The organism is Acidimangrovimonas pyrenivorans (assembly GCF_042643245.1).
Classification (GTDB): domain Bacteria; phylum Pseudomonadota; class Alphaproteobacteria; order Rhodobacterales; family Rhodobacteraceae; genus Acidimangrovimonas; species Acidimangrovimonas pyrenivorans.
The window spans coordinates 146688-162838 of sequence record NZ_JBHRSK010000016.1; the positions used below are offsets into that span (position 1 = coordinate 146688).

General features: G+C 67.4%; 18 protein-coding genes and 1 tRNA gene. 10 read left to right on the forward strand and 9 right to left on the reverse strand.

The genetic code is table 11. From position 1 onward, the window contains the following. Window positions 1-57: 57 nt before the first annotated feature. Window positions 58-1623 carry a PAS-domain containing protein gene (locus tag ACFOES_RS18065; protein ID WP_377834765.1) on the reverse strand — a complete coding sequence of 522 codons (1566 nt, stop codon included), beginning with the start codon at window positions 1621-1623 and terminating at the stop codon, window positions 58-60. A gap of 96 nt (window positions 1624-1719) precedes the next feature. Beyond that, window positions 1720-3108: a sensor histidine kinase RegB gene (gene regB / locus ACFOES_RS18070; RefSeq protein WP_377834766.1), complete on the reverse strand. Its 1389-nt coding sequence runs from the start codon at window positions 3106-3108 to the stop codon at window positions 1720-1722. Between the two features lie 94 nt (window positions 3109-3202). On the opposite strand from regB, the gene ACFOES_RS18075 reads away from it, so the two are divergent. From ACFOES_RS18075 to ACFOES_RS18085, 3 genes are all read left to right on the forward strand, one after another. Continuing rightward, complete coding sequence (locus ACFOES_RS18075) at window positions 3203-3832, forward strand: SCO family protein (RefSeq protein ID WP_377834767.1); 630 nt, start codon at window positions 3203-3205, stop codon at window positions 3830-3832. A 57-nt stretch (window positions 3833-3889) separates the two neighbouring features. Then, complete coding sequence (locus ACFOES_RS18080; protein ID WP_377834768.1) at window positions 3890-4447, forward strand: ActR/PrrA/RegA family redox response regulator transcription factor; 558 nt, start codon at window positions 3890-3892, stop codon at window positions 4445-4447. 133 nt (window positions 4448-4580) lie between these two features. Beyond that, complete coding sequence (locus ACFOES_RS18085) at window positions 4581-4895, forward strand: H-NS histone family protein (protein WP_377834769.1); 315 nt, start codon at window positions 4581-4583, stop codon at window positions 4893-4895. Window positions 4896-4899: 4 nt separating this feature from the next. Here the strand turns inward: ACFOES_RS18085 and ACFOES_RS18090 are convergent, their stop codons facing one another. After that, a complete protein-coding gene (locus ACFOES_RS18090) occupies window positions 4900-5499 on the reverse strand; it encodes an HD domain-containing protein (protein WP_377834770.1) in 600 nt (199 codons plus the stop codon). Window positions 5500-5612: 113 nt separating this feature from the next. Between ACFOES_RS18090 and ahcY the strand changes: the two genes are divergently transcribed. Together ahcY and ACFOES_RS18100 are read left to right on the forward strand one after the other, a co-directional pair. Next, entirely contained in the window at window positions 5613-7016 is a 1404-nt protein-coding gene (gene ahcY, locus ACFOES_RS18095) for an adenosylhomocysteinase (RefSeq protein ID WP_377834771.1), read from the forward strand. 172 nt (window positions 7017-7188) lie between these two features. Beyond that, window positions 7189-7530: a DUF2853 family protein gene (locus ACFOES_RS18100; protein WP_377834772.1), complete on the forward strand. Its 342-nt coding sequence runs from the start codon at window positions 7189-7191 to the stop codon at window positions 7528-7530. A gap of 58 nt (window positions 7531-7588) precedes the next feature. Here the strand turns inward: ACFOES_RS18100 and ACFOES_RS18105 are convergent, their stop codons facing one another. The 4 genes from ACFOES_RS18105 to tsaD are packed head-to-tail and all read right to left on the reverse strand — an operon-like array spanning window position 7589 to window position 10344. Beyond that, complete coding sequence (locus ACFOES_RS18105) at window positions 7589-8008, reverse strand: EVE domain-containing protein (RefSeq protein ID WP_377834773.1); 420 nt, start codon at window positions 8006-8008, stop codon at window positions 7589-7591. Continuing rightward, the gene (locus tag ACFOES_RS18110) at window positions 8008-8280 is read right to left on the reverse strand and encodes a YciI family protein (protein ID WP_377834774.1); all 273 of its coding nucleotides are present in this window, start codon (window positions 8278-8280) and stop codon (window positions 8008-8010) included. The genes ACFOES_RS18105 and ACFOES_RS18110 overlap by 1 nt, the downstream gene beginning before the upstream one ends. 4 nt (window positions 8281-8284) lie before the next feature. Then, complete coding sequence (locus ACFOES_RS18115) at window positions 8285-9253, reverse strand: NAD(P)H-dependent glycerol-3-phosphate dehydrogenase (RefSeq protein WP_377834775.1); 969 nt, start codon at window positions 9251-9253, stop codon at window positions 8285-8287. After that, window positions 9250-10344 carry a tRNA (adenosine(37)-N6)-threonylcarbamoyltransferase complex transferase subunit TsaD gene (gene tsaD / locus ACFOES_RS18120; RefSeq protein ID WP_377834776.1) on the reverse strand — a complete coding sequence of 365 codons (1095 nt, stop codon included), beginning with the start codon at window positions 10342-10344 and terminating at the stop codon, window positions 9250-9252. Before tsaD ends, ACFOES_RS18115 begins: the two co-directional genes overlap by 4 nt. An 86-nt stretch (window positions 10345-10430) precedes the next feature. On the opposite strand from tsaD, the gene ACFOES_RS18125 reads away from it, so the two are divergent. From ACFOES_RS18125 to ACFOES_RS18140, 4 genes are all read left to right on the forward strand, one after another. Beyond that, window positions 10431-11159: a uroporphyrinogen-III synthase gene (locus tag ACFOES_RS18125; RefSeq protein ID WP_377834777.1), complete on the forward strand. Its 729-nt coding sequence runs from the start codon at window positions 10431-10433 to the stop codon at window positions 11157-11159. Window positions 11160-11245: 86 nt separating this feature from the next. Further along, complete coding sequence (locus ACFOES_RS18130) at window positions 11246-12676, forward strand: COG4223 family protein (RefSeq protein WP_377834778.1); 1431 nt, start codon at window positions 11246-11248, stop codon at window positions 12674-12676. Between the two features lie 10 nt (window positions 12677-12686). Next, on the forward strand, window positions 12687-14186 hold the full coding sequence (locus ACFOES_RS18135) for a heme biosynthesis protein HemY (protein WP_377834779.1): 1500 nt from the start codon (window positions 12687-12689) through the stop codon (window positions 14184-14186). A 180-nt stretch (window positions 14187-14366) separates the two neighbouring features. Then, a tRNA-Thr gene (locus ACFOES_RS18140) sits at window positions 14367-14442 on the forward strand. 18 nt (window positions 14443-14460) lie between these two features. Here the strand turns inward: ACFOES_RS18140 and ACFOES_RS18145 are convergent. Beyond that, window positions 14461-14667, reverse strand: coding sequence for a helix-turn-helix domain-containing protein (locus ACFOES_RS18145; RefSeq protein ID WP_377834780.1), 207 nt, complete (start codon window positions 14665-14667; stop codon window positions 14461-14463). A 139-nt stretch (window positions 14668-14806) separates the two neighbouring features. Between ACFOES_RS18145 and ACFOES_RS18150 the strand changes: the two genes are divergently transcribed. Further along, window positions 14807-15508 (forward strand): hypothetical protein, encoded by a 702-nt coding sequence (locus ACFOES_RS18150; RefSeq protein ID WP_377834781.1) that lies wholly within the window; start codon window positions 14807-14809, stop codon window positions 15506-15508. A gap of 314 nt (window positions 15509-15822) precedes the next feature. Here ACFOES_RS18150 and ACFOES_RS18155 read toward each other — a convergent pair whose 3' ends face one another. Next, window positions 15823-16095 carry a hypothetical protein gene (locus ACFOES_RS18155; protein ID WP_377834782.1) on the reverse strand — a complete coding sequence of 91 codons (273 nt, stop codon included), beginning with the start codon at window positions 16093-16095 and terminating at the stop codon, window positions 15823-15825. Window positions 16096-16151: the final 56 nt, after the last annotated feature.

Below are 16151 nucleotides of genomic sequence, written 5' to 3' on the forward strand. Positions count from 1 at the left end.
GGCGAGTTTTACCGCCCCAGGCGCTCCCCGCAAGCCCCGCGGCGCCGGACCGGCCGATCAGGCGAGGCGCCGCGTAGTCCTGGCGACCTCGGGCCGCGGCTGTCCCGGCGTCGCGTGCCTGATCGAGAAACCGATCAGCGTCGCGCCGCCGGTCAAGGGCACGAAGCGGCAGCGCAGCGGCCGGCCGTCGCGCAGCCGCGCCTCCCCGCTCCGACGCTGGCGCGGGCCGACGGTGCCGACGAAATCGCGCGCCTCGTTCCAGAGTGGGTTCGGCGTGCAGCGGCTTTGCCACAGGCCGGTGGCCTCGACGATCCCGGTTTCGCCCAGCGCGCTGTCGGCTTCGGTCTGCCACAGCGCGCGATAGGCATCGTTCGACAGGATCAGCAGCCCTGCCGGCGAGAACACGGCGATCGCCTCTTCCATCGTGTCGATCACCGCCTGGCTCAACTCGATCTCGGCCCGGAAGCGGCGGTTGAGGGTCGTTTCGGCGCTGATATCCTCGAACAGGAGGGCGGTGGCGCCGTCGGGATGGGGCCGACCGGTGACGCGATAGGTCTGGCCCGAGGGCAGCGACCAGATTTCCTCGTACTGGCCCGAGCCGGCGGCCTTCTCGAGCGCCGCAACGCGGGTGCGCCAGCTCTTGTAGTCCTTGGGCTCGGGGATCATCCGGCCCTCGCGCATCTTGTCGAGGAAGCACGGCAATTGCGGCCGGGAAGACAGGAATTCCGGGCTGAGCGCCGTCAGCTCGACCAGCGCCGGGTTGAACAGCACCAGCGCGCGCCGGCGGTCGAAGATCGCCAGCCCGACGGTCAGCTGGGCGAAGGTCTTGGACAGGGTCTGGATGAAGCTGCGCAGGCTGGTCTCGGCTTCGACGGTGGCATCGGCGGGCAGGGCGAAATGCAGCGTCTCGCCGTTCAGCGGCAGGCTGTGACAGTCGAACCAGAGCGGCGCGTCGCGGTCTTGCGGCGCCAGCGCGCCGCGCCGCGTGTTGCCGTCATGCGGGGCGAACAGCCGGGGCAGGGGCCAGCCGATCTCGGCATCCGCCGGATCGCAGCGCGCGGCCATCAGCAGGTAGGGCCGGTTGGCCCAGGTCACCGATCCGTCCGGCCCCGCGCGCCAGGCCAGGAACGGGGCCTCGTCCAGCGTGGCGCGCAGCCCGCCCAGCTCGTCCTCGAGCGCGCGCTGGCTGATCGGGTCGAGCGCGCCGCCGCCGGGCTCGCCTGCCTCGCGCAGGGTGATCCGGATCAGGCCGCCGCGCCATTCGGCCCGAAGCGTGAGCGGTGGCGGTCCCTCGGCCGATAGCACGAAACGACCCAGCTCGGGCAGCCGGGCCAGGCGCGGCGCGAAGTCGGGAAAGCGCGGCGCGACGAAGGACAGCAGCCGGTGCCAGGCGGTCCGCCCCTCGAGCCGGTCGCAGCCCAGCAACATCCGCCCGGCATCGCTGGCATCGACCAGATCCTCGCCATCGAACAGGAAGACGGTGCCGGCAGCGTCTTCGCCGAACGCGCCGCCGGGCCGCTGCCGCCTGCGGTTCTGCCAGATCGACAGCCCCGCCAATGCCATGACCGATGCCGACAGCGACGATCCTGCCACCGAGGCATAGGATGCCCAGTCCAAACTCATAACAGCCCCCAAGAGGCGAGCGCCCCGCAGCAAAGCCTTGAGGTAAATGGTTAATCCTGGGTTAAGCCGGCGCGCCGGGTCGGCGCCGGGTCGGCGTCAGCTGCGGATCTGCTGGTTCTCGCCCAGCGCCTCGCGGCTTTCCGGGCTGATCCGGCCGCGCGGCCAGACCGCGGCGACGATGGCGCCGCTGCGCATCGGGCGCTCCTCCTCGGTCAGGAACGGGTCGGTGCCGTTGGCAAAGCTCAACTCGGCCCCGGTGCGCTCGAGCAGGGTCTTGGCGATGAACAGGCCCAGCCCCATGCCCTCGTATTCCGGCCGCTGGGAGCGGTCCTCGGCGCTGCTGCGCCAGCGCACGAAGGGGTCGCCGATCCGGCCGATGATCTGCGGCGGATAGCCCGGCCCGTCATCGGCGATGCGGATGGTGATGGCGCGATCGTTCCATTCGGCATCGACCCAGACGGTGCTGCGGGCGAAATCGACGGCGTTCTGGATCAGGTTGCGCAGCCCGTGGATGATCTCGGGTTGACGGCGGACGCTGGGCTGGCCCTCGTCGCCGCCCGGCGCCGGGCCGATGTTGAAATGGATCTGCTTGCCGCGATCCATATGCGGCTCGGCCGCCTCGCGGATCACCGCCGCCAGCGGCGCGATGCGCAGTTGCAGATCGTCCTTCCCGGCCCGGCCCATCGAACGCAGGATGTCGCGGCAGCGGTCGGCCTGGTCGCGCACCAGCCTGGCGTCCTCGGCCAGCTCGGGCCGGTCGGCCAGCTCTTCCATCAGCTCGGAACTGACCAGCTTGATCGTCGCCAGCGGCGTGCCCAACTCATGCGCCGCGGCCGCCACCACGCCGCCCAGATCGGTCAGCTTCTGCTCGCGCGCGAGCGCCATCTGGGTGGCCAGCAGCGCATCCGACATCGTCCGCGCCTCGGTCGCGACCCGGCGCGAATAGAGCGCGATGAAGACGATGCCGATCACCAGCGCCGCCCAGAAGCCGAAATGGAAGATCGCCGGCACCTCGAGCACGCTGCCGTCGGCGGTAAGCAGGTGGAGGTGGAAATAGCTCAGGAAAGAGATCAGCGCGATCGCCACCAGTCCCAGCAGGATGGTGGTGCGCAGGTGCAGGGCGCTGGCCGAGATCGTCACCGGGGCCAGGATCAGCAGGGCGAAGGGATTGTTGAGCCCGCCGGTGAGGAACAGAAGCAGCGTCAGCTGGCCGAGATCGAACAGCAGCATGATCATCGTCTCGTATTCCGCCAGCCGCTTGGTCTTTGGATAGACGAAGATCGCGCCCAGGTTGGCGACCATCGAGGCCAGCACGACGACATAGCACAGCCCGGTATCGATCTGCAGGTGGAACACCCGGTCGGCGACGGTGATCGCCAGCGCCTGGCCGGCGATCGCCATCCAGCGCAGCATGATCAGGGTGCGCAGCCGCACCCAGTCGCTGCTGGTATCGCTGTGGAACAGGCCGGGATCGGCTTGGGTCATCACACTTCGGTGTTCGCCTGAGGCAGGGTGAAGCATTGTTAGACGCTGCAAGATCGTGGATCAATGCGGCCAATGTAACGGAAGGACCGTCTCCATGACCCGCGTCTACGCCATCGCTGCCGCTATCGTGATCGCCGGTGTTCTCGGTTTCACCGGCTACAAGGCCATGTACGGAACCTCTTCCGACCCGTTCGCCGAATGCCGCACCGGCAAGATCGCCGGTGGCGCCGGGGCGATCGGCGGGCCCTTCACCCTGGTCGACGAGGACGGCAAGACCGTCACCGACAAGGACGTTATCACCAAGCCGTCGCTGATCTATTTCGGCTATACCTTCTGTCCCGACGTCTGCCCGCTGGACAACGCCCGCAACGCCGAGGCGGTCGATATCCTCGACAAGCGCGGCTATGACGTGACGCCGATCTTCATCTCGATCGACCCCAAGCGCGACACCCCCGCCGTGATGCGCGACTTCACCGAGAACATGAGCCCGAAGATGATCGGCCTCACCGGCACGCCGGAACAGGTGAAAGCGGCCTCGCGCGCCTACAAGACCTACTACAAGGTGCAGGACCCGAGCCAGGAATATTACCTGATCGACCACTCCACCTTCACCTACCTGGTCTTTCCGAAAATCGGCTTCGTCGATTTCTTCAAGCGCGACGAGACGCCGAAGGAAATGGCAGACCGTGTGGCCTGCTTCATCGACAAATCCAAGGAAAATTGACCCTCCCCCCACTTCGCTTTAGAACCATTCGAAAGGTTCTCTTGTGGAGGAACGGAGATGGCCGAAGAAGACCTCGCAAGCCAGTTGGGCGCCGACCGTTCGCTGCTGCTGGTCGATGACGACGAACCGTTCGTCAAGCGGCTGGCGCGGGCGATGGAGAAACGCGGCTTCGAGCCGGTGACGGCCGAAAGCGTGGCGGCGGGCAAGGCCATCGCCTCGACCCGGCCGCCGGCCTATGCGGTGATCGACCTGCGGCTCGAGGACGGCAACGGGCTCGACGTGGTCGAGGTCCTGCGCGAGAAGCGGCCCGACGCCCGCATCGTGGTTCTGACCGGCTATGGCGCGATCGCCACCGCGGTGGCGGCGGTCAAGATCGGCGCGACCGACTACCTGTCGAAGCCCGCCGACGCCAATGACATCACCAACGCGCTGCTGGCCAAGGGCGAGGCGCTGCCGCCGCCGCCGGAAAACCCGATGTCGGCCGACCGCGTGCGCTGGGAGCATATCCAGCGGGTTTACGAACTGTGCGACCGCAATGTCAGCGAAACGGCGCGGCGGCTGAACATGCATCGCCGGACCCTGCAGCGCATTCTGGCCAAGCGCAGCCCGCGCTGAATTCGGCGGCGATCCCGAATGGACGGCCCCCATTGCGGGGCCGTTTCTTTATTTTTGCTGTAACGTCGCCTATTATCCCTCTTGACTTGCTTTTTAGGCGTCGTATTTCGGTTGTAAATCAATGGAGGTGTATATGGATATCGATTTTAACAACCTTTCTTTGAAAGAGCTGAAAGATCTTCAATCCCAGGTCGCCAAGGCCATCGCCTCCTACGAGGATCGACAAAAGAAAAAGGCTCTTGCCGAGCTCGAGGAAAAAGCGCGCGAGATGGGCTTTTCCCTTTCCGAACTCACCGGTGGCGCGGGCAAGCGCAAACGCGCCTCGGCGCCGCCGAAATACGCCAACCCTGCGGATCCGTCGCAAACCTGGACCGGCCGCGGCCGCCGCCCGAAATGGATGGAAGAGGCGCTGAAGGCCGGTAAGTCCCCGGACGACATGCTGATCTAGCCGGTCAGCGGTGATCGAGCGCCGCCATCAGGGCGGCGTGGCGGGCGGTGTAGTCGGCCCGCACTTCCAATGGCGGGCGCAGGCGAATTTCCAGACCGGACGTTTTCTCCTGCGCCAGTTTGCCGAAAAAGCGATTTGCCTCTGCCGGCGTGAAACCCGCAATTTGCACCGCCTCGAGCCAGGCCGAGATCTTGTCGGCCGCCTTGATCGCTTTCTTGATTTTCACCGGCAGCACGGCCGGCAATCCGAAACGGATGTGAATGGCCGCGCTCAACCGCGCATCCAATTCGCCATAGGCCGGGCCGACCGAAGCCTTTACCGGCGAGATCATGTCGCCGATCACGTATTCCGGCGCGTCGTGCAGCAGCGCGGCCAGCCGCCATTTCGCCGGCGCGTCGGGATTGGCGCGGCTGAATATCTCTTCGACCAGCAACGAATGCTCGGCGACCGAATAGGGAAAATCGCCCTGGGTCTGGCCGTTCCAGCGGGCGACGAAGGCCAGGCCGTGGGCAATGTCCTCGATCTCGATATCGACCGGGGTCGGGTCGAGCAGGTCGAGCCTGCGGCCCGACAACATCCTTTGCCACGCGCGGGGTTGCTTCATTTTCGATCTCCGAATCCGGCTGTGACCCTAGCGACAGGCCCTTGCCATTGTCGAGCAGGTCCCCGGGTGGTATCCCGGCCCCCAATCACGGACATTCGAAGGAGAGCGGCGGAATGCCGAAAGATCAGATGGATTATGTCGTCAAGGATATTGCTCTTGCGGATTACGGGCGCAAGGAACTGGACATCGCCGAGACCGAGATGCCGGGCCTGATGGCCCTGCGCGAGGAGTTCGGCGCCTCCAAGCCGCTCAAGGGCGCCCGCATCGCCGGGTCTCTGCACATGACCGTTCAGACCGCCGTCCTGATCGAAACGCTCACCGCGCTGGGCGCCGACGTGCGCTGGGCCTCGTGCAACATCTTCTCGACCCAGGACCACGCCGCCGCCGCCATCGCCGCCGGCGGCACCCCGGTCTTCGCGATCAAGGGCGAGACGCTCGAGGATTACTGGTCCTACACCGACCGGATCTTCCAGTTCGCCGAGGGCACCTGCAACATGATCCTCGACGACGGCGGCGACGCGACGATGTACATCCTGCTTGGCGCCCGGGTCGAGGCCGGCGAGACCGGCCTGATCGAGGTGCCGACCTCGGAAGAAGAGGTCGCGCTCTTCGCCCAGATCAAGAAGCGCCTCGCCGCCAGCCCGGGCTGGTTCAGCAAGCAGCGCGACGCGATCCAGGGCGTCTCGGAAGAGACCACCACCGGCGTCCACCGCCTCTACGACCTGCACAAGAAGGGCCTGCTGCCCTTCCCGGCGATCAACGTCAACGACAGCGTCACCAAGTCGAAATTCGACAACAAGTACGGCTGCAAGGAATCGCTGGTCGACGGCATCCGCCGCGCCACCGACGTGATGATGGCCGGCAAGGTCGCCGTGGTCTGCGGCTACGGTGACGTCGGCAAGGGCTCGGCCGCCTCGCTGCGCGGCGCCGGCGCCCGGGTCAAGGTGACCGAGGTCGATCCGATCTGCGCCCTGCAGGCGGCGATGGACGGGTTCGAGGTCGTCGTGTTGGAAGACGTGGTCGACAGCGCCGACATCTTCATCACCACCACCGGCAACAAGGACGTCATCCGCATCGAGCACATGCGCGAGATGAAGGACATGGCGATCGTCGGCAATATCGGCCATTTCGACAACGAGATTCAGGTCGCCGCGCTGAAGAACCACAAGTGGACCAACATCAAGGACCAGGTCGACATGATCGAGATGCCCTCGGGCAGCCGCATCATCCTGCTGTCCGAAGGCCGGCTGCTGAACCTCGGCAACGCCACCGGCCACCCGTCCTTCGTGATGTCGGCCAGCTTCACCAACCAGGTGCTGGCCCAGATCGAGCTGTTCACCAAGGGCGACGAGTACGCGCCGGGGGTCTACATCCTGCCCAAGCATCTCGACGAGAAGGTGGCGCGGCTGCACCTGGCCAAGATCGGCGTCAAGCTGACCGAGCTGAAGAAAGAACAGGCCGATTATATCGGCGTCTCGGTCGAGGGCCCCTACAAGCCCGAGCACTACCGTTACTGATCGCGCCGCAACGGCATCTGTCGGGCGCTTTCCCCTCGGGGAAGGCGCCCGATGTCTTTTTTTCTTGTTCCCGAACGTCCTTTGCCTAGACTCGCCCTGGGCCAGAACGCATGCGGCAGTCCAGGATTTCGGACCCGGCCACAGGCCCGGATTTGAATGGGAGCACGCGGAAATGAGCAAGCGAGACGATCTGATTGCCAAATACGCCGACGATCTGCGCAACAAGTGCCGGATGGTGCCGGACATGGATCTGCTGACCAAGGTCACGATCGGCTGCGGTCCGACCATCTACAACGACGACAGCTCGACGGTCGCCGGATCGGACCCGGGAGAGCTGGAGACGGTGAAGACCAACTTCCTGATCAAGAAACTCGGCCTTGCCGACGGCCCGCACCTGATGGACGCGATCAACGCCGTCATCGACACCTATGGCCGTTCGGACCGCAACAAGTACCGCGCGGTGATCTATTACATGCTGGTCAAGCACTTCAACAAGGAGTCGGTCTACGGCTGACCCCCTGCCAGGCAATGTGGCGACGCCCGCTGCCGCGGGCGTTGCGCATCTCGGGACTTCAGCCGGACAGGCCGCCCTTGGCGCAGATCACCTGCCATTCCTCCTCGGTGACGGGCTGCACCGACAGGCGCGAGTTGTTGACCAGCACCATGTCCTTGAGCCGCGCGTCGGCCTTGCAATCGTCCAGGCTCACCGGGGTCGGCAGGGGTTCCACCGCCTTGATGTCGACGCAGTCCCAGCGCGGATCGTCGGTCGTGCTGTCGGGATGGGACTCGGCGCAGACCTCGACGATGCCGACGATCTCCCTGTCCTTGCCGGAATGGTAGAAGAAGCCCTGGTCGCCCAGCTTCATCGCCCGCATGTTGTTGCGCGCCTGGTAGTTGCGCACGCCGTCCCATTCCTCGCCGGCCGCGCCCTTGGCGGCCTGGTCGTCCCAGCCCCAGGTGTGGGGCTCGGACTTGAACAGCCAGTAGGCCATCAGCCGATGACCTTCTTCCAGGCCGTCACCTCGACCTTGTCGAACAGGCCGGCCTTGGCATAGGGATCGCCCGCGGCCCAGGCCCGCGCCGCCTCCAGCGTGCCGACCGACAGGATCACCAGGCTGCCGCACATCTCGCCGTCTTCGTTCAGGAACGGGCCGGCCAGCGTCACCACGCCGGTCTCCTCGATATAGGCCAGGTGGGCGTCGCGATTGTCCTTGCGGACCTGCAGGGCGCCGGGTTTGTCGTGGCAGATCACCGCGAAGCTCATGGTCTCACTCCTGTTTCAGCGGGCGGGAAAGAAGGGCGCTGACAGCCTCGGCGATGGTCAGCTTGCGGTCAAGCAGCGCCGCGATCATCGCCGTGATCGGCATGTCGAGGCCGCGCTTCCCGGCCAGGGCGGCCACGGCGCGGGCGGTCGCCGCGCCTTCGACGGTGACCGAGGGGTCGAACTCCTCGCCGCGCCCCAGCGCCATGCCGAAGCGGAAGTTGCGCGACTGGGTCGAGGTGCAGGTGAGGACGAGATCGCCGAAGCCCGACAGCCCGGCCAGCGTTTCCGGCCGCCCGCCCAGTTCGGTCACCATCCGGGCCATCTCGGCATAGCCGCGCGTCATCAGCGCGGCGCGGGCGCTGTCGCCCAGGCCCGAACCGGTGACGATCCCGGCTGCGATGGCGATGACGTTCTTCAGCGCGCCGCCGAGTTCGGCGCCGGTGACGTCGGTGCTGCGATAGAGCCGCAGCACCGGGGTCGAAAGCCGGCGTTGCAGCTCCTCGCCCGCCGCGTCGTCGGCGCAGGCGAGGGTCAGCGCGGTGGGCAGGCCGCGGGCGATGTCGGCGGCGAAGCTGGGGCCGGTCAGGATCGCCGGCACCGCCTTGGGACAGGCGCGGGCGATCAGGCTGGCCGGCCCTTCCAGCGTGGTCAGGTCGATCCCCTTGCAGCAAGCCACCAGCTTGCGGCCGTCCAGCTGCGCCCGGCTCTCGGACAGGAAGCCGCGCAGGGTCTGCATCGGCAGCGTCAGCAGCACCGGCTCGTCGGCGGGCACGAAGCTGATTTCCGACGTCACGGCGACGTTGATCGGCAGTTTCACGCCGGGCAGCCGGGCCTTGTTCTCGCCGGTGTTCTGCATCTGCGCCACCTGGCCGGGATTGCGCGCCCACAGCGTCACCGACGCGCCGCCCCGCGCCAGCGTCACCGCCAGCGCCGTGCCGAAGGCGCCCGCGCCCAGAACCGTGATCCGCGTCATGCCTTCGCTCCCCTCTTGCCCGAGCCGATCAGCGCCGGGCTGGCGCTGTCCAGCGGCCAGCGCGGCCGGGCCGACAGATCCATGCCGTCGCGCTGTCCGGCGCGGAACCGTTCGATCCCGGCCCAGGCGATCATCGCCGCGTTATCGGTGCACAGTTTCAGCGGCGGGGCGAGGAATCTTGCCCCGGATGCGGCCGAAACAGTCTCTAACACGGCCCGAATCGCCTTGTTCGCCGCCACCCCGCCGGCCACGGCGAAGGCCGGGGCGGCGGGTGCCTCGGCCAGGTAGAGGGCCAGCGCGCGGCGGGATTTCTCGGCGATGACGTCGGCGACGGCGGCCTGGAAGCCGGCGCAAAGGTCGGCGCGGTCGGCCCGGGTCAGCCCGCCCTTCTCGGCCACCAGCGCATCGCGGGCGCGCAGCAGCGCCGTCTTCAGCCCCGAGAAGGAGAAATCGCAGCCCGGCCGGTCGAGCAGCGGCCGCGGGAAGGCGAAACGCCTGGCGTCGCCCTGCGCCGCCTCGGCCTCGACTGCCGGCCCGCCGGGCTGGGGCAGGCCGAGCAGCTTGGCCGCCTTGTCGAAGGCCTCGCCCGGGGCGTCGTCGATGGTGCCGCCGAGCCGGGTGAAATCGTCGCTGCCGCGCACGATCAGGAACTGGCAATGCCCGCCCGAGACCAGCAGCATCAGGTAGGGGAAGGGCAGGCCGTCGGTCAGCCGCGGCGTCAGCGCGTGGCCGGCAAGGTGGTTGACCCCGATCAGCGGCAACCCGGTGCCGGCGGCGATGCCCTTGGCGCACATCACCCCCGACAGCACGCCGCCGATCAGCCCCGGCCCCGCCGTCACCGCGACCGCGTCGATCGCATCCAGCCCCAGCCCGGCCTCGGCCAGCGCCTGCTCGACACAGTGGTCGAGCTTTTCGACATGGGCGCGGGCGGCGATCTCGGGCACGACGCCGCCATAGGGCGCGTGCAGCGCGGTCTGGCCGGCGACGACCGAGGACAGGATCTCGGGCGCTTCGCCGTCGCGTTGGCGCACCACCGCCGCGCCGGTATCGTCGCAGCTGCTTTCCAGTCCGAGGATCGTCAGGGTGGTCATGGGGTGCCGGTTGCAGGAGGAGTTTCCAGCAGGTAACACCGCCAAAGGCCCCAGACAATGGCAGGCAGACAATGGCAGCACAGCGCATGGCCCATGCAACCGCCTCTCGCCCGGTGCTGCTGCTGACCCGGCCGCAGGCCCAGTCCGAGCGTTTCGCCCGCGCGGTGACGGAGCGGCTGGGGGACGGGGTCGAGATCGTGATCTCGCCGCTGCTGGAAATCCGCGACCGCGACGCCGATCTGCCACAGGCCCCGCGCGGGTTGATCTTCACCTCCGAGAACGGGGTGCGCGCCTATGCCAGGAGGGTTTCGCGGCGTGACCTGCCCGTCTGGTGTGTCGGCGACCGCACGGCGGCGGCGGCGCGCGCGGCCGGGTTCGCGGCCGGTTCGGCCGGCGGCGATGCCGAGGCGCTGCTGGCGCTGCTGTCAGCGGAAAAGCCGGCGGGGCCCTTGCTCCATCTCCGCGGCGCCCATGCGCGTGGCGAGATTGCGCAAAGGCTCTCTGCCGCCGGGATCGAGACTGTCGAGGCCATTGTCTACGACCAGGTGCCGCGGCTGCTGTCGCCGCAGGCGCGGGCGGCGCTGGCCGGGACGGCGCCGGTCTACGCTCCGCTGTTCTCGCCGCGCACCGCCCGGCTCCTTGTCGACGCGGCGGCGGAAGCCCGCGCACCGCTTCACGTGATCGCGATGAGCGCGGCGGTGGCCGCGGCTGCGCAGGCGCTTGGCAAGGCCAGTATTTCCACGGCCGAACGGCCGGATGCCGGTGCGATGCTCGACCTGCTGGCGCACCGGATTGCCGCAGCCGGGGCGCCTTGAGGGCGCCGCGCGCGCGGTCTACAGTCGGTCAAAGTCATTGCTGACGGGGCGGATTCCCTCCCCCCGGGAACTCAGGAGGAGCGCCGATGGCAGGCCGCAAGACGTCCGGCGAAGAGACGATCTCCGGCGAGGATATCGCGGCACCGGAGACCCCGGAATCCGAAGCGCCGGACGCGGAACCCGTCGCGGCGGCGGAGCGGCAGCCGGACGACGCGGAAGAGATCGCGCTGCCGGAGCCGGAAGACATGGCCGAAGAGCCGGTGGAGGCCGAGGAAGACGCCGATGCTGACGAGATGCAGGTGGTCGAGCCGGAAGACCGGGCCGAGGCCGACGATTCCTATCTCGAGGATGATTACGTCGACGACGACTATGTCGAGCCCGAGCCGGAACCCGGTTACGCGCCGGAGCCCGAAGTCGAAGCGCCGCCGCCCCCAGCTCCGCCGCAGGTGATCAAGCGCGGGCCGGGCTTCTTCCCGCTGGTTCTGGGCGGCATCGTCGCCGCCGGGATCGGCTTTGCCGGCGCGCAATATCTCGGACCGCAGGGCTGGCTGCCCTTCGGCCCGGCCGGGCAGGACACGGCCGCGCTCAAGGCCACGCTGGCGGACCAGGCCGCGGCCATCGCCGCGCTGCAGGACGGGGTCAAGCAGGCGCAGGCCGCGGCGGACGCCGCCAAGACGGCCGCGGCGCAAGTTCCGGCCAGCGATGCCGGGCCCAGGATCGACGCGCTGAAACAGGCGCTTTCGGCGGAAATAGAGACGAACAAGACGGCGCTGGCCAAGCTCGACGAGCGGCTGACCGCGGTCGAGAAGCGGCCGGCCGCGGGGGGCGACGGCGTTTCGGGCTCGGCGCTGGGCGCCTATGAGCGCGACGTGCAGGCGCTGCGCGACAAGCTCCAGGCCGAGAGCGACAAGACCGCGGCGCTGGCCGAGAAGGTGTCGACCATGTCGGCCGAGGTCGACAAGCGGATCGCCGCGGCGGATGCGGCGGCGCAGGCGGCCAAGGACAAGGCTGCCGCCGATGCCAGGGCGGCGACGGCGCGCGGCGCGCTGATGCGGCTCGAGGCGGCACTGGATGCCGGCGGCAGCTTCATCGATCCGGTGGCCGAGCTGCAGAAGGCCGGCGTCACCGTGCCCGAGGCGCTGTCGGGCGCCGCCGAGACCGGGGTGCCGACGCTGGCCGACCTGCAGCAGAGCTTTCCCGAGGCCGCCCGCACCGCGCTGGCCGCCTCGATCCCCGAGACGATGGGCGACAGCGTGACCGGGCGGATCGCGGCCTTCCTGCAGGCCCAGACCGGCGCCCGCTCGCTGACCCCGCGCCCGGGCGACAGCCCGGACGCGGTGTTGTCGCGGGCCGAGGCGGCGCTGCGCGGCGGCAAGCCGGCGGACGCCGTCGAGATGCTGAAAGCTCTGCCCGAGGCCGGGCAGAAGAAGATGGCCGACTGGGTGGCGCAGGCGCAGACCCGGATCGACGCGCTGGACGCGGCCAGGCAGGTCGCGGCCGGGCTGAACGGCAAGTAAGGAGAACGGGATGCTCTGGTCGCTGCTCAAGGTTCTGCTTTTCGTCGCCGCGGTCGCCGGCCTGACGCTGGGCGCCGGCTATCTGATGGATACCGGCGGCGGGCTCCAGGTCGCCGTCGCGGGCTGGGAATTCACCCTCGGCCCGGTGCAGGCGGTGATCGCCGCGCTGCTGCTGGTCGCCGTGCTGTGGCTGGTGATGAAGCTGGTCGGCCTGCTGGTCGCCGTGCTACGCTTCCTTTCCGGCGACGAGACGGCGCTGACCCGCTATTTCGACCGCAACCGCGAGCGCAAGGGCTTCGAGGCGCTGGCCGACGGGGTCATGGCGCTGGCCTCGGGCGAGGGCCGGCTGGCGATGTCGAAAGCCTCGCGCGCCGAGCGCCTGCTGCACCGGCCCGACCTGACCAACCTGGTCTCGGCCCAGGCGGCCGAGATGGTCGGCGACACCCGGAAGGCCGAGGAGGTCTACAAGCGTCTGCTGGCCGATGACCGCACCCGCTTCGTCGGCATCCGCGGCATCATGAAGCAGAAGCTGGCCGAGGGCGATACGGCCACGGCGATGAAGCTGGCCGAGAAGGCCTTCGCGCTCAAGCCGCGCCACAAGGAGGTGCAGGACATCCTGCTCGAGCTGCAGGCGGGCCAGGCCGACTGGGCCGGGGCGCGGGCGACGCTGGCGGCCAAGGCGCGCTCGGGCTATCTGCCGCGCGACGTCCACAAGCGCCGCGACGCGGTGCTGGCGCTGCAGGAGGCCAAGGACATCCTCGATCACGGCAAGTCGATCGAGGCGCGCGAGGCGGCGATCGCCGCCAATCGCAAGTCGCCCGACCTGATCCCGGCGGCGGCGATGGCGGCGCGCAGCTACATCGCCGACGGCAAACCGAAATACGCCGCCCGGGTGCTGAAGAAGGCCTGGGAGGCGCAGCCGCATCCCGACCTCGCCGCCGCCTTCGCCGAGATCGCGCCGGAGGAAAGCGCCGTCGAGCGCCTCAAGCGGTTCAAGACCCTGACCTCGATCCATCCCGAGCACGCCGAGACCCGGCTGCTGCTGGCCGAGCTGAACATCGCCGCCGAGGATTTCCCCGCTGCCCGCCGGGCGCTGGGCGATCTGGCCGAGAAGCAGCCGACCCAGCGCGCGCTGACCATCATGGCGGCGATCGAGCGCGGCGAGGGCTCCGAGGACGCGGTGGTGCGGGGCTGGCTGACCCGGGCGCTGACCGCCTCGCGCGGGCCGCAATGGGTCTGCGACAAGTGCAACAGCGTGCAGGCGCAATGGGGCCCGGTCTGCCACAATTGCGGCGGCTTCGACACGCTGAGCTGGCGCGAGGCGCCCGATGCCGGCGGCCCGAGCCCGACCCAGACCGAGATGCTGCCGCTGATCGTCGGCACTCCCGGAAGCGCCCCCGGGAGCGTTCCGGGCCACGCCGGACCGGGCGAAGCGGAGCCCGTCGGGGAGGCGGTGGTGGAAGAGGCCGAGGTGGTCGCGGAGCGGCCGGAGGAAAAAGCCGCAAATTAGGGCTACACACCTCGAAAAGATGGTGCTATCAGGCGCGCCACCGGGCCGGTGTAGCTCAGCTGGTAGAGCACGTCATTCGTAAGTAGCGGGTCTCCGCTGGAATGACATGCAAAACCAGTCGCTTAGAGGCGGCGCACAGTAACTAGTAGGGCCATAGTAGGGCCGCGACGAGAGAGGAATGCCGCTGTAGCTCAGCTGGTAGAGCACGTCATTCGTAATGATGGGGTCGGGGGTTCGAGTCCCTTCAGCGGCACCATTCCTCCTCTAAAAATACTCACAATTCCAGTAACTTACTAGGCTCTACGCCCAGCGCTGTGGCCAGCCGGGCGATGATCACTACTGTCGGGTTGCGAACACCCCGCTCCACACCACTGACATATGTGCGGTGCAGATCAGCTTCGAAGGCAAGTTGCTCCTGTGAGAGGCCTTTCGCCTCCCGGAACCTCTTCACATTTCTGCCCACGAGCGCACGGATTTCCATGCCGCCATAGCGACGATCTGCATACTATTGATCTACAGACTATGAGTCTCAATTACCTTTGCAGTGCCGTGCTCTGCGCACAAAAATGCCATGAAATCGCAACAGCCTAGTTCTTGCTGACTAGTTGCGAGGACCGCTCATGTTGAAGAAGCTGATTAGAGGTTTTGTGCGCATCCAGGTGTTGATCGCTGAACTCTTCGTGCTGGCGATTGTCCTGGGCTCACTGGAAGCTGAAAATCCTAACCTAAGCCTTCTGGCTGCCCTTCCCGTGCTGGCCCTAAGCTTCTTCACGCTAGTCACGGGCAAAGGGTTTCCCCACTTCCGGCATCGCGGAAAAGCGCTGCTCGTGATGGGTGTTGCCGCGTTCTTTTCATTGTCAGGTGCAGTTACGTCGAACGCTCAGCACGAGGCGAAGCTGGCGGAACTGAAGAAATCCGATCCGGCCGCCTACCTCACCGAGCTGAAACGCACGGATGATGCCCGTTGGCTCAGCGCTCTGAGCGAAATGGACCCCGCAGAATATCGGAAAGTATTGGACAGGCGGCAGGCTGAGGCTGACGCTAAGCGGCTGGCGAAATGCACCCCTGACAAGCTCGGCGAGGCCTATGTCATGATCCAAGCTGATGTGCGCCGGCGCCTCCGAGCCCCCTCTACGGCAAATTTTCCGTGGCAGTATGACAACGGCAGCAGGCCCGGCAGCGATTGCACCTATTCCATCGTGGGCCATTTCGATGCCCAGAACGGCTTTGGCGCGATGCTGAGGGGACATTTCTCAGGGAAGATCAAATACTATCCCTCAGACGAGAGCTGGCGGACGATGTCGCTGAACGTGGAGGGGTAAGGCCAGCAGTTGGTGATGCTTGGAGGCGGCCGCGAAAAACGCGGGGCACGACCCGGTGGCAGGGATCGCCGGAGAGGCCCGCAGCGGGGTGTGTAGCGGCCACCTAGGCCCCGGCCGCACCCCCCCCGCCACCGGCATGCAGTGGCCCTGTACGCGCACCCCACGCTGCTGCTGGGGTCGGGGCTTTTTGTAACTTGTAACCGTAACTTAGCTCAGAAGCTTTCGGAAAACAAAATGCGGGGCACCGTAGTACCCCGCATGCAGTACAGGCCTAGTTTGGGCCTTATGTTACGTTACAGGTTGCGTCAGGCGCTTCAAAAGGGCGGCTTCTCTTGGGGCTGCCTACAGAACGAACGGATGACGACAATCCCATCTTCACGGCGATGCGCGATGTACTCGACTTTCCGTTCGTCGGCGCTGCCCCGCGCGAAACCTTTGCGCTGGGCCTTGTCTGATCTACCCAGGTCGTGCAGCCGATGGGTGCCGTAGTCCCACCCCAAGCCGGCCATGATCGCCTTGATGCGCCGCATATCCATCGGCGACATACGCGCTGTGTCGAGACCGAGCAGCAGCTTCACGCTGTCCATCGACACCCTGCCTACCAGTGACCTGCCACGGGATTTTTCCTCCACCGTCGATTAGA